Raw genomic sequence first — 12,867 nt, 5'->3', positions numbered from 1 at the left:
AGCGAGAAACCCTTTTCATGGCACGGACGAAGGAACCTCTATGACACAGAAACGGCGTATAGGCATTGTTGGTGTTGGTCATGTTGGCGCACATGTCGCAAATGCCCTTCTTATGCAAGGACTGGCAGATGAACTGTATCTTTGCGATATAGCCGAAAAACGCTTGGCTTCTGAGGTCCAAGATCTTCTTGATGCAATGTCGCTCTATCCAACAAATTGTTCGATCATAAATTGTGGGGTGGCATACGAACGCCTTGCAGCGTGCGACATTATTGTTAATGCGGCAGGTGATATTACCGCCTCTCTTACAAATCGAGACGGTGAACTTGAGGTTACCGTTGAGATAGTTCGCACGTATGTTGAGTGTATTACCAAAGCTGGTTTTGATGGTGTGTGGGTTACCATTTCAAATCCCTGCGATGTTATAGCTGCCGAGGTTTGGACGCTTGCCGGATGTGATCCTCGTCGTGTGGTCGGTACCGGCACCGGGCTTGATTCTGTGCGCCTGCGCCATGCAATTGCAAATAAATGCCAGGTAGATCAGCGTTCTATAAATGCAGATATGTATGGAGAGCATGGCTTTTCTCAGTTTGCCGCATGGTCACAAGTACACATTGGGGGCAGATCGTTAGACAGTTTGGCACAAGAATCCCCCCAGCTTTTTTCGTTTGATCTTGCTGAGACGGAAAAAGACGCGCGATATGGTGGGTATGTCACTATGTCGGGAAAGCAATGCACTGAGTATGCCATCGCCATGATTGCTGCCCAGCTTGTTCGTGCCATAAGCTCTAATGCTCATCTTATTGTTCCGTGCTCCACGCTTCTTACGGGAGAGCTGCATGAGCACAATGTTTTTGCAAGCTTGCCTTGTATGATCGGAGAAAAGGGAGTCGAGATGGTGCTCACTCCCGATCTCAATGAGGTCGAACAGAAAGCTTTCCATGCTTCATGCGATCATATTCGAGACAATATCGAGCGCATTCCGTGGCTTGCGGAGGCATTTCATACGGCGCTTAGCCATTTGTAAATACAGCTTTTCTCTCCGATTTATGTGCCCTCCCGCCTCTGCACCCTCCGCCGCCCGATAAGTAGTCATGTATATGCCTCGTCATGGGTAGAGTGAGGTCACGCGAGCAATACCGCGATGCGTATGTTCGTTCAATCGTGCCCTTCGCACAGAGCGATTGTTTTGTGCGAGCCAACATCTGAGGAGGCATGCATGAGTGAGACAAGCAAAGTAAAGAATGTGGTTCTCGTCGGCCAAGGTGGCGTGGGCAAGACCATGCTGGCCGAGGCAATGCTCCATCTTTCAGGACGCACAACACGCCTTGGTGGCCATGCAGGGACTAAGCCCACGCTGGATTATGACGAGCAAGAAACCAAGCGTTCGTTTTCTATCTCGACTTCAATTGCGCCGGTTATCTGGAACGGCGTTCGACTGAATGTGTTGGATGCTCCGTGCTATCCCGATTTTGTTGGCGACGCATATGCGGCTATGAGCGCATGTGAAACAGCTCTCTTCATGGTCGATGCTGCTGAGGGTGCACAAACCACCACAACTCGTCTTTGGTATGCCGCCGAAGACCTTTCACTTTCACGTGCCATCTTTGTAAATCGTATCGATAAAAGCGAGACTCCATATAGCGACGTGCTTGATGGCTTGCGCGAGCGCTTTGGCAACCGACTGGGCGTTGTTACCTTGCCTTGGGGTGTGGGTCCAGACTTCCGCGGTGTTATCGATATTCTCCATATGAAGGCGCGTCATCTGGAGGATGGAAAACCGGTCGACGAAGATATTCCTGAGGACTATATCGAGATGGCACAACAGGCGCGCGATGAGCTGTGCGAACTTGTTGTTGAAGCCGATGATGAGCTTATGCTCAAGTATCTCGACGGTGGTCAGCTCACTCAGGAAGAGCTGGAAGGCCTTATGCATAAGGCTATTTGCGAGCGCATTTTTATTCCGGTATTTGCCGGCTCATGCGTTCGTGAAGAGGGCGTTATTTCCTTCATGAACAGTGTTGCTGAATACTTCCCCGAGCCTGTTGACTTTGGTCCGGTACCCCTGGTCAATGGCGAAAAGCTCAATATCGATCCGGGCGATGACCGTCCTGTTGTATTTGTCTTCAAATCGCTCAATGATCCGCAGATGGGTCGTCTCTCATTTATTAAAGTCTTGGCCGGAACTATTAAGCCTGGTCTCGAGCTTGTGTGTGCTCGCACACGCAAATCCGAGCGCTTGGCACACCTGTATCTCATGTGTGGTCGCGAGACCAGCGATATGGCTTCCGCCTCAGCGGGCGATATCGTAGTTGTGCCGAAGCTCGACGTCATGACAGGCGATACACTCTCTGTTACCGGCAAGGTTGAGGCAGCCGCTTTCCGCTTCCCCAACTCTCTGTATCGTATTGCCATTGAGCCTGATAAGCGCGGAACGGAAGACAAGCTTTATACCTTCCTTGAGAAGAGCTGCGATGCTGATCCCACCATGTCGGTTACGCATGATGAGGAAACCGGACAAACCGTTATTTCTGCTATTGGTGAGGCACAGGTTTCCGTTTTGCTCGATCGCTTGGAAGATCGTTCAGGCATTACAGCACATACGGTGCCACTGCGTATTCCTTATCGTGAGACCATTCGTAGAACTGCAAGCGCACAAGGTCGCCACAAGAAGCAGACGGGCGGTGCTGGTCAGTACGGAGATTGCTGGCTGCGCCTGGAGCCAAACCCTGGTGCTGGCTACGAATTTGTCGACGAGGTCGTAGGCGGTCACATTCCGCGCGGCTTTATTCCTGCCATCGACAAGGGCGTACAAGAGACCATGCGCGAAGGTGTGCTTGCCGGCTATCCCATGATTGATATCAAAGTTGCTGTTTATGATGGCTCGTATCATCCGGTCGACTCCAACGAGATGGCATTCAAGACAGCGGCGCGCATCGGCTTCCAAAAGGCAGTGGCACAGGCCGAGCCAGTGCTGCTTGAGCCTATGGCTCACATGGAGATTACCGTTCCGGATAGCTATGCCGGATCCATCATGGGTGATGTTTCGGCTTCGCGTGGACGCGTAGAAGGTATGGATGCAACTGATAAGGGCCAGACCAAGATTTCGGCAACGGTTCCACTGGCAGAAGTTACCGATTACGCAACACGCCTGCGTTCGCTGTCCCGTGGTACTGGTGAATTTACACTTGAGATTTCAGGCTATGAGCAAGTTCCTCACAATGTGCAAGAGCGCCTTGCCAATGAATATGCAGAGCGCCGCGCTGCAGGTGGAAAGTAGTCTGAAGACGCTGATATAGTGCTCCTGTGCATATATAGCGAAACGTTTGTGAGCGACCAGGTCCACGCGACGTGCGTGCCTGGTCGCTTTATACTAAGGCAAAGAAGCACTGCCAAAACGGTGTGAGGCAGTGCGAGCTCGTAGTTACAATAAGGAGGAAACACACATGCTTACGGCACGTGAGGTTAAGCCTGACATCTGGTGGGTTGGTGGTATTGATTGGAACGAACGCATGTTCCACGGATACACCACTGAAGCAGGCATTACGTATAACGCCTATCTCATCATGGATGAGAAGATCACGCTTATCGATACGGTTAAACCCAAGTTTGCAGATGAGCTCATCCAGCGCATTTCTCAGATCGTAGATCCTTCCAAGATTGATGTTGTTATCACCAACCATGTGGAAATGGATCACTCGGGTGCTCTTCCGCGCATTCACGAGATTGCTCCACAGGCTCAGATTTACGCTTCAAACCCACAGGGTGTAAAGGGTATTGCTGCTCACTATGGTATTGAGGCAATCGGTGTTAAGACGGGAGATTCTATCTCCATTGGCCGTCGTACACTTACCTTTGTTCAGACGCCTATGGTTCACTGGCCAGACAACATGGTTACGTACTGCCCAGAGGATAAGATCCTCTTCTCGAATGATGCCTTTGGCCAGCACTTCGCGTCATCCAAGCGCTTTGATGTTGAGAATGATATGAGCGAAGTTATGCACCAGGCTCGCAAGTATTATGCGAACATCGTTCAGCCTTACAGCATGCAGGCCAGCAAAGCCCTTGAGGTAGTAAAGGGCCTGGATCTTGAGGTAATCGCACCTTCACATGGCGTGATCTGGACTGAGCACATTCCAGATATTCTTGCAGCCTATGAGGACTTTACTTCGGGCAAGGTAGAGGAAAAAGCCCTTATTGTGTATGACTCGATGTGGGAGTCCACAGCAAAGATGGCAAAGGCTATCTGCGAAGCCTTTATTGAGGAAGGCGTGCCGGCGCAGTATGTCGACCTTAAGCGTCGTCACGAGTCTGACATCATGACTGAGTTCCTCGATGCCAAGTATATTTGCATCGGTTCCCCCACGCTTAACTCTCAGATGCTTCCTACCGTTGCAGGTTTCCTAACCTATATGCGCGGATTGTCTCCGAAGAACGATCAGCGCGTTGGCCTTGCCTTTGGTAGCTATGGTTGGGCGCCGCTTGGTCCTAAGAATGTCGGTAAGATGTTGGAGGAATGTGGTTTCCAGCTTCCCGTGGACACACTGACTCAGAATTGGATTCCGAGCCAAGAGGTGCTTGATGGTATCCAACAAACAGTTCGCACGATGATTGAGAATGCTCAATAAGAACTGAGAACATATGGATTTACGACAGACTGCGCGCAGGGCAAAAGCCTTGCGCGCGTTTTGTTGTGGGGCAGTTATAACAAGGCATTAATGAACAATAATTGACGTTGTATAATTTATTTATTGATTGACGGAGGGGTCAGTCATGGCCGCAGCCCACTTGAGCAGCGGCGTTTAGTCACGCAGCGGGAGCGCGCGCTGGTATTCATGTTGCAGATGTATCCCAATGCGTTACAAGAAGGAGAGGCTATGGAACCTTCAAAGGTATATTTCACCGACTTGCGCACGCACGGGCATACCAACCTGCCAGACAAGCTCAAGAAACTTGTATATGCAGCTGGCATCGATCAGATTGATTTTGAAAATAAGTTCGTTGCCATCAAAATGCATCTTGGAGAGCCGGGCAATCTTGCTTATCTGCGTCCAAATTATGCGCGCGCCATTGTAGATGTGGTACGCGAGCTTGGTGGAAAGCCTTTTATTACAGACTGCAACACGCTTTACGTTGGTGGTCGTAAGAATGGCCTGGATCATCTGGATAGCGCCTATCAAAACGGCTTTAATCCATTTCAAACCGGATGCCACACCATCATTGCCGACGGCATTAAAGGCTTAGATGAGGTAGAAGTTCCCGTTGTTGGCGGAGAATACGTCGAGAATGCCAAAATCGGCCGTGCTCTCATGGATGCCGATATTGTCATCAGCCTCACGCACTTTAAGGGCCATGAGCAGGCAGGCTTTGGTGGCGCAATGAAAAATCTCGGCATGGGCGGTGGTTCTCGTGCCGGAAAGATGGAGCAACACGCTGCAGGTAAGCCAAGCGTTGACCAATCCCTCTGCATCGGATGCCATCAGTGCGAGAAAATCTGCGCACATGGGGCCTTCTCATTTAATGAAACGCGCGAGTATACAAACGCAGCTGGGCGTACCCGTACGGTGAGTGTTGCAAGTATCGATCACAATCGTTGTGTGGGTTGTGGTCGTTGTATCGCCGTATGCAACCAAGACGCCATCTCCCCAGATTTTGACGCGGCAGTACAGGTGCTCAACTACAAGATTGCCGAGTACACCAAGGCTGTAGTTGATGGCCGACCCTGCTTCCACATTTCTTTGGCCATTGATGTTTCACCCAACTGCGATTGTCATGATGAAAATGACACGCCCATTGTTGGTGATATTGGTATGTTTGCCAGCTTTGACCCGGTTGCTATCGATCAGGCGTGCATCGATGCTGTTATGGCTCAGCCGCCCCTGCCCAACACCGTCCTCACAGAAAGCCGAGAGGAACTCGAGGCGGCAGGTGAGCTGGATGAGGCTCATGAGCACGATCATTTCTACATTACGCATCCCGATACCGACTGGAAGAGCTGCATTGAGCATGCTGAGAAGATCGGCTTGGGCTCAAGTTCATACGAGCTTATCCGCATCTAGAAACAGTAAAGGCGCACGAGACTTCAGTTTCGTGCGCTTCAATACGGACTCTACACATCTCCATATTCTCGCGTGTCTTTGCGTGAGCGCGCTATAATAGAGAACTGTCTAACCTATTGGCTGGGCAGTTCTATTCATTTATTAGGTGTGAGGAGCATATGGGCGCCAAGAGCGACGCAGGGGACTATCACAGTCCCACCTCTCGTAGTCATCAAAGCAGCGGCAAGAGGTCGTTTGCTGTGAGTGTTCGAGAGGGGGTGTCGGCATGGACGTTGTCATGAGCCTTGTTCTCACGTTTTTATTAACGCTTGCAAATGGCTATTTTTCCATGAGCGAATCGGCGTTGGTTGCCGCAAAGCGCGCAATTCTTGAGCATGATGCTGAGGAGGGCGATAAAAAAGCCAAGGCTGCGCTCAAGCTCGCAAGTGATTCCGGTCAGTTTCTTGCTGCCATACAGATTGCAATTACCCTGGTAGGCTTCTTCTCAGCGATGGTGGCATCCACCACGCTCTCCGATCCATTAGCTGCTTGGGCAACTTCGCTTGGAGCGCCTGAGGACATTTGTTATGCCGCAGCACCTTCAATAGTGACGATTATCGTTTCATACGTTTCCATTGTTATCGGTGAGCTTGTACCTAAGCGCATTGCTCTTTCGAACGCGGAAAATGTATCGAAATCAGTTGCAGGCTTTCTTACCACCTTTTCAAAGGTAGTAAGTCCATTGGTATGGCTTACAAGCGCAAGTGCTGCAGGCCTTGCCAAGCTTCTTGGTATCAAGAGCGCTGACGATCGTCAGGACGTGTCGGAGGACGAAATCCGCTATTTGGTTACCGACTCCGATGATTTAACCGACGCCGAGAAGAACATGATTCACGACGTTATTGATCTGGGTGACACGATCGCTCGTGAGGTTATGGTTCCACGCGTTGATATGACGGCTGTTGAAGACGTACAGACCTGCTCAGAGGTCTTGGCCATCATGCGCCGTACCGGCTATTCACGTATTCCGGTCTATCATGGAGATGTCGATCGCATTGTTGGAATTGCTCATATCAAGGATCTGATCGGCGCTATTTTGGACGAGGATGCTGCGGAAGATCCGGTTGGCACTCTTGCACGTGAAGCAGACTTCGTGCCCGATACAAAAGACATTATTCCGCTGCTTTCTGAAATGAAGTCAAGCCACGACCAGATGGTTATTGTCGTTGATGAATACGGCGGAACAGCGGGTGTTATTACCGTAGAGGATATTGTCGAAGAGATAGTTGGTGAGATTGAGGACGAATTCGATCCGGACAATAAATACCTCACCCAGCTGTCTGAGCGCGAATGGCTGGTGGATGGTCGTTTCTCAATTGATGACGCCATTGAACTTGGATGGCCAATTGAGGACTCAGAAGAATTTGAAACTATTGCCGGTTTTGTTCTCGATCAGGCCGACTCACTGCCCGAACCCGGCGAAGTTATCACCATGGATGGTTATAAATTCCGTGTTCAGTCGGTGCGTGGCAGGCGAATCGCAATGTTGCGCGTTACAGCGCCGGAGCAGGTTTCGGATGAAGATAAGAGCGAGGGTTCTGATGCATCTGATAAGGACCATTCAGGTGATGAAGAATCTTCGTCAGATAGTGGTAAGACGAAAAGAAGTCATCACGGAAGTGATAAAGACGCATAATGGAAATCGAGTAAGCTGCTCGTAAAAGCTCTGGTGTTTACGGAGATTTGCAGACGACAAGGAGGTGGCACCTATGCCTGAGATCTTGGACATTCAAAAAGTATCTGTTGGACCGAGGTATGTTACTGCTCGAGTTCGCGTGGCTGACGATGCTCCACTTACGACCGATCAGGACCTTATAGGTACCACGCGTATATATAATCTCATGCCTGAGATTTGCGACCATGTGTGTTTGGGCGATGAGGGTTCAACCTTCAAAGACGCAATGCCTTCGACAGAGCTCCCCCATCTGTTTGAACATGTTGCGGTAGAGCTTATGGCTCGCTCTGGTATTGGCGGCGATATTTCATGTGGCCGTACTCGTGAAGTAGAAGATGGGGATGGCCGAACCTTTGAGGTTCAGCTCGACTGCCCGGACGATGTTCTTACTATCGGTGCTCTTTCGTCTGCTGAATGGATGATGCAGTGGGCTTTTGCCAATGACCCTGATGAGCCTGAGCCCAATGTAGATGCAACAGCACAAGGATTGGCCCAGCTAGTAGCATCTTTATCAGAGCAACCCGAGGAATCTTCAGATACTGAAGAAGCTGAATCAGAAGCCGGTTCAGACGAAGCAGAAGATACGACAAATACTGAGGATGAGTGAAGCTGACTTCCGTTGAGCGGGTTCGCGTATTGGTTTGCTTTAAGAGGGTATAATCCGCCACAAGATTGGTACGCGTTCCATAAAACGCCACGTAGCTTTATACCGTGGGTTGGGGAGGAGTTTTTATGAGTCAAAACGGAACCGCCCTGGGTTTTGTCTTTGGTGCAGTCTTTGGTGCAGCTGTCGGTGCGGTTGCAGGCATGTTGCTTGCACCTCGTTCTGGTGCCGAGAGTCGTGCAATGGCAGCTGATGCAATGAACGATGCCTGGGATGCAGCAGTAGATACCTATGAAAACGGCGCTCGAGTTGTAAGTTCAAAGATTGCGGATATTCGTCCCCAGATGGATGCTACCACCGATGAATTGCGCGCCAAGGTAGATGCAGCTCGCGAGCGCATGGATAAGGTTCGCTCTTCACTTTCCAACAGTGTTGCCGCTGCTTCTGCTCAGGTTCAGAACGCCGTTTCTTCCGTTGCAGACCAGATGGGCGCTGCTGCGGATGCTGGTAGCGTAGCTGCTCAGGATGCACGCGTTGAGCCTGTGTCTGATCAGGATGACACTGCCGATCAGCCAGAGCAGTCTGCTGAATAGTTCATGTCTTATTAGTGCAACAACCGTAGCGGGCATCGTCTCTGGAGGCGGTGCCCGCTTCTTTTTTGGTGGAGAGGCAAAAATCCATGCTTAAGCTCAGTCAAGTAATGAAGGTGCCAGTTCTTGAGCAACGATCTTCTCGTCGTAGCGATAAAACGGGAGAGGCTGGCCGTGTGGTATCGCTGGGAAAAGTGCATAACGTTGTCTTTTCACCGGATGGCATGACAGTAGTAGGGTTTCTTGTGAAACGTCCTGACGTGGCGGGAATGATAAAGCGAGAAGACCTATTTATTGCGATTGATGCTATTGCCATCTCAGACGAAGGTATCGTGTGCACTCGAGGCAAAGACTCATTTGATGACCGTGCACGTGAGCGTCTTGGCCTTGATTGGGATGCATGCATTATCTGGAATGGCATGGATGTTCGTACTCGCGCTGGTAAAGAACTGGGGTATGTAACCGATATCTCATTCAATGCGCATTCTGGGCGTGTTGGAGAAGTGTATGTTTCCGATGGCAATGTTGCGAACGCTCTGGTTGGGTCATTGGTTCTAACCCCTGATTTAATCATGGGCTACTCTCAGGGCTATATGGTGGTAAAAAACGATGCGGCCCACCTCACCCCTTCTGGCGGTATGGCAGAAAAGGCTGGTGAAGCAGCTGCAAAAGCACGTTCTTCTGCACAGGATGTTGGTAAAAAGGCTGCTCAAGTTGCAGGTGAAGCTGTTGATAAGGGCTCGCGCTCGCTCGGTCGTGCTATTGGCCATGTTCGTCGAAAGGTGCGCGAAGCCACGCAAGAAGACCCTGAAGTAGCTGAGATTCCTATTGAAGATGCAACAGTATTGGGTGGTGCGGATCGCTCACTTACCGATGGTTCCACCCAAAGTGCATCAAAAGATAGTTCAGGCATTTCAGGTAGTAAACACACTACTTCCACGTATTCACCAGTTGGTGTTGATAAAAAAGCGCGGAACCGCAAAAATGGGTCGAGTAAGGTCAAGGTTACTAAATCAACTAAGGCCACAAAGAGTAAGACGCACACCTCTAAGAAGACGTCAAAAAATGACGTTGCTCATAAGATGGGGCGTCAAATTGCCAAGACAAAAGGCATGTTCGCTGCTTTTAAAGAGGAATTTGATAAAAGCAGCTCATAGATAAGAGAGTTACGCACTGCTGTTAGGAACATGTAATGACAACGCACAACGGTTCGCATTATTCACGTTCTCGAAGAGACGTTCCGCGCCCTCATCCGCGCCATGAAGGGTCGACTGTCCGCCCGTATAGTCCCTCGCGTCATAGTAGGGCGAATACTGCAAATCATGATGCTCATACAGCGCCACATAGTGGTGCCTCTCAGCAAACGCCTGACTATCAACATTTTGAGACACTCAATGGTAATACCGCCTTGCAGAGCTACTCATATCAGAAGCGTCCTAGACAGCAAGGGCGTCCTACCAAAAAGAAGACTTCGCCACGTGTGGTAATTATCTTAGTGGCGGTGCTTATCGTAATTGTTGCTGGTGGCATATTTGCTTGGATGCATAGGCCCGTCGAGATTTTTGTTAATGACTCACGCCGCACCTATAACGTAGGTACGACGCTTGAAGCTATTTATAACGATGAGGGTCTCCAAGAAGATGCCGGCAACTTCGTAAGTGTTTCTGGCAATGTACTTGAAGAGGGAAAAGGCGACCCCTGGTCTGTCAAAGTAAACGATAACGAGATCTCTTACAACGATGCAACCGGATACAAAATCAACGGCGGCGAGAAGATTTCGTTTGATACCGGTAAAGATCGAACAGAAGACTTTGACGTAACCGAACAAGAAGTACAGCCAAAAATGCGTTTTGAAGGTACGTGGGGCAATGTTACCTATGTCTCACAGTGGGGCAAAGTTGAGCGCAAAGAAGTCCTTACGGGCAAAGTATCTGGCGAGACCTGCGATGGCGACATATTGGAAGAGGGCCAAGACTGCGTTATCACTACGAAAAATGTTGAGCCCGCTGATGGACAAAAACTGGTAGCACTCACCTTTGACGATGGTCCGAGTGACTATACCGAGCGTTATCTAGAAATCTTGAAAGAGCATGACGCTGTCGGAACGTTCTTCCTCTTGGGAGAAAATGTTGAGTCTTATCCAGAACTTGCAAAAAAGATCGCAGATTCTGGAAGCCAAATCTGCAGCCATACGCAGTCTCACCAACAGCTCAATGCCATTTCCGCTGATGCAACCCTTTCAGAAATAACAACAGCATTTACGGAGATTGAGAACGCCTCTGGTGTAAAAACAACGACAATGCGTCCACCATATGGCGCTATTGACTCTTCTGTATGGCTTGCTTCGCAAGGCACCATGAGTGCTTCAGTCATTTGGAATATGGACTCACTCGATTGGAAGCGGCCTGGAGTAGATACGATTGTTTCAAACAGCACTGAAGGAATTCAGTCGGGCTATATCATCCTCATGCATGATGGTGGTGGAAACCGCGATCAAGATCTTGAGGCATTGCCAAAGATAATCGATAAGCTGCATGAAGAAGGCTACACCTTTGTAACCGTTTCCGATCTCATGAAGAGCGATCCCGATATTCCAAGCGATGTGGCCTCTTGCAATGCTCCCATGCCTGAAGACGCTGTGTGGCCCACAGAGTTATCAAGCGAAGCCTAAGAGCTGCGATAGGAACATGACAACAGCGAGTACAGCCACCATCACAACAATAAACCAGGTGAGGAATTTCCAAAGTCGTCCATTGGCATAGGCGCCCATAACGTGACGATCTGAGGCGATACGCACCATAAAAACGAGCAGCACAGGTAGTAAAACACCATTAACTACCTGTGCAATCATCATGATGCTAAACAGATCGATGCCAGGGATAAGCACCACAAGTGCCGATAGTGCTGTTATGCCTGTAATCATGCCGCGATACACAGGAGCTTCTGACCACGTTCTGTCCTGACCTCGCTCCCAGCCAAAGGCCTCGCATACGGCGCCAGAGGTGATAGTAGGCAGAACACATGCTGCTAAAAATGAAGCGCCAACGAGGCCAACGCCAAAAAGTACTTCTGCATAAGGACCTGCTAACGGAACGAGAGCCTGCGCAGCATCTGCGGCAGAATTTACGGCAATGCCGGCGGGAAAAAGCACGCTGCCGGTACAAACAACAATGAACCATGCGATAGCTTGAGCAACAAGAGCTCCACTTACGGTATCAATGCGTTGAAGTGGAATATCGTCAGCATCGGCGGCTTTCTCTACAACATTGCTCTCACACATAAAGATCATGTAGGGAGAAATGGTGGTACCAATGTTTGCCACCAACAAGCTTACGTAGCTAGCGGAGAGATTGGGATGCGGAAACACCGTTGCGAGCATGACGTCTTGCCAGTTGGGAGCCACGAGAAATGCTGCGACAACATACGTAATAAAAACGCAGGATATGGCAAGCAGGACACGTTCAACTCGACGATATGATCCTCCCATAGATAAAAGCCATGAAGCAATTGCTGCAATAGGAACGCTAATTGCTGCGGGTACCCCAAAAAGCTGCATACCACTAGCAATACCTGCAAATTCCGAAAGGGTTACCGCGGTGTTTGAAATGATAAGGGCGAGCATCGCGAGCGCGCTTTTTCTTACGCCAAACTGCTCACGTATAAGCGAAGCAAAACCTTTGCCGGTTACACAGCCCATGCGAGCAGAGGTTTCTTGCACAACAATAAGAAGCAGGCACATAACTGGAATTGACCAAAGCATGTCGTAGCCAAAAGATGCGCCAGCATTAGAAAAGGTTGCAATACCGCCCGCATCCATACCGGCAAGCGCAGTAAGCAAGCCCGGCCCGAGTGCTCCTGCAATGGCGGCCGCTGTAAGACGACGGTGTTCTTTGGCAGTTT

10 protein-coding genes are annotated in these 12,867 nt (G+C 49.9%); 9 read left to right on the top strand and 1 reads right to left on the bottom strand.

The features are described 5' to 3' along the window. Positions 1-40 precede the first annotated feature (40 nt). From ACQY6Y_RS03320 to ACQY6Y_RS03280, 9 genes are all read left to right on the top strand, one after another. Positions 41-1,027: a lactate/malate family dehydrogenase gene (locus tag ACQY6Y_RS03320; protein WP_428378893.1), complete on the top strand. Its 987-nt coding sequence runs from the start codon at positions 41-43 to the stop codon at positions 1,025-1,027. Positions 1,028-1,219: 192 nt separating this feature from the next. Continuing rightward, positions 1,220-3,280, top strand: coding sequence for an elongation factor G (locus ACQY6Y_RS03315; protein ID WP_428378892.1), 2,061 nt, complete (start codon positions 1,220-1,222; stop codon positions 3,278-3,280). A gap of 166 nt (positions 3,281-3,446) precedes the next feature. Then, a complete protein-coding gene (locus tag ACQY6Y_RS03310; RefSeq protein ID WP_428378891.1) occupies positions 3,447-4,628 on the top strand; it encodes an FprA family A-type flavoprotein in 1,182 nt (393 codons plus the stop codon). A 249-nt stretch (positions 4,629-4,877) separates the two neighbouring features. Continuing rightward, the gene (locus ACQY6Y_RS03305) at positions 4,878-6,059 is read left to right on the top strand and encodes a DUF362 domain-containing protein (protein ID WP_428378890.1); all 1,182 of its coding nucleotides are present in this window, start codon (positions 4,878-4,880) and stop codon (positions 6,057-6,059) included. Between the two features lie 265 nt (positions 6,060-6,324). Next, positions 6,325-7,734 (top strand): hemolysin family protein, encoded by a 1,410-nt coding sequence (locus ACQY6Y_RS03300; RefSeq protein ID WP_428378888.1) that lies wholly within the window; start codon positions 6,325-6,327, stop codon positions 7,732-7,734. A 73-nt stretch (positions 7,735-7,807) separates the two neighbouring features. After that, the gene (locus tag ACQY6Y_RS03295; RefSeq protein WP_428378887.1) at positions 7,808-8,380 is read left to right on the top strand and encodes a cyanophycin synthetase family protein; all 573 of its coding nucleotides are present in this window, start codon (positions 7,808-7,810) and stop codon (positions 8,378-8,380) included. Between the two features lie 125 nt (positions 8,381-8,505). Next, positions 8,506-8,970, top strand: coding sequence for a YtxH domain-containing protein (locus ACQY6Y_RS03290; protein WP_428378886.1), 465 nt, complete (start codon positions 8,506-8,508; stop codon positions 8,968-8,970). An 86-nt stretch (positions 8,971-9,056) separates the two neighbouring features. Continuing rightward, complete coding sequence (locus ACQY6Y_RS03285) at positions 9,057-10,124, top strand: PRC-barrel domain-containing protein (protein WP_428378885.1); 1,068 nt, start codon at positions 9,057-9,059, stop codon at positions 10,122-10,124. Positions 10,125-10,159: 35 nt separating this feature from the next. Next, the gene (locus ACQY6Y_RS03280) at positions 10,160-11,638 is read left to right on the top strand and encodes a polysaccharide deacetylase family protein (RefSeq protein ID WP_428378884.1); all 1,479 of its coding nucleotides are present in this window, start codon (positions 10,160-10,162) and stop codon (positions 11,636-11,638) included. On the opposite strand, the gene ACQY6Y_RS03275 is transcribed toward ACQY6Y_RS03280, so the two are convergent. Further along, positions 11,624-12,829, bottom strand: a complete 1,206-nt coding sequence (locus ACQY6Y_RS03275; RefSeq protein WP_428379943.1) for an Nramp family divalent metal transporter — start codon at positions 12,827-12,829, stop codon at positions 11,624-11,626. The two genes, ACQY6Y_RS03280 and ACQY6Y_RS03275, sit on opposite strands and share 15 nt — an antisense overlap. Positions 12,830-12,867 lie beyond the last annotated feature (38 nt).

The organism is Olsenella sp. Marseille-QA0557, from assembly GCF_965119725.1.
GTDB classification, from domain to species: domain Bacteria; phylum Actinomycetota; class Coriobacteriia; order Coriobacteriales; family Atopobiaceae; genus Coprovicinus; species Coprovicinus avistercoris.
Note: the sequence above shows the minus strand (reverse complement) of the source record. Positions and strands in the feature narration are given on the sequence as shown.

Excerpts from the sequence above, each read along its gene's own strand:
- ACQY6Y_RS03315 (WP_428378892.1), top strand. The coding sequence starts at position 1,220 with ATGAGTGAGACAAGCAAAGTAAAGAATGTGGTTCTCGTCGGCCAAGGT.
- ACQY6Y_RS03310 (WP_428378891.1), top strand. The coding sequence starts at position 3,447 with ATGCTTACGGCACGTGAGGTTAAGCCTGACATCTGGTGGGTTGGTGGT.
- ACQY6Y_RS03295 (WP_428378887.1), top strand. The coding sequence starts at position 7,808 with ATGCCTGAGATCTTGGACATTCAAAAAGTATCTGTTGGACCGAGGTAT.
- ACQY6Y_RS03285 (WP_428378885.1), top strand. The coding sequence starts at position 9,057 with ATGCTTAAGCTCAGTCAAGTAATGAAGGTGCCAGTTCTTGAGCAACGA.
- ACQY6Y_RS03320 (WP_428378893.1), top strand. The coding sequence starts at position 41 with ATGACACAGAAACGGCGTATAGGCATTGTTGGTGTTGGTCATGTTGGC.
- ACQY6Y_RS03305 (WP_428378890.1), top strand. The coding sequence starts at position 4,878 with ATGGAACCTTCAAAGGTATATTTCACCGACTTGCGCACGCACGGGCAT.
- ACQY6Y_RS03280 (WP_428378884.1), top strand. The coding sequence starts at position 10,160 with ATGACAACGCACAACGGTTCGCATTATTCACGTTCTCGAAGAGACGTT.
- ACQY6Y_RS03290 (WP_428378886.1), top strand. The coding sequence starts at position 8,506 with ATGAGTCAAAACGGAACCGCCCTGGGTTTTGTCTTTGGTGCAGTCTTT.
- ACQY6Y_RS03300 (WP_428378888.1), top strand. The coding sequence starts at position 6,325 with ATGGACGTTGTCATGAGCCTTGTTCTCACGTTTTTATTAACGCTTGCA.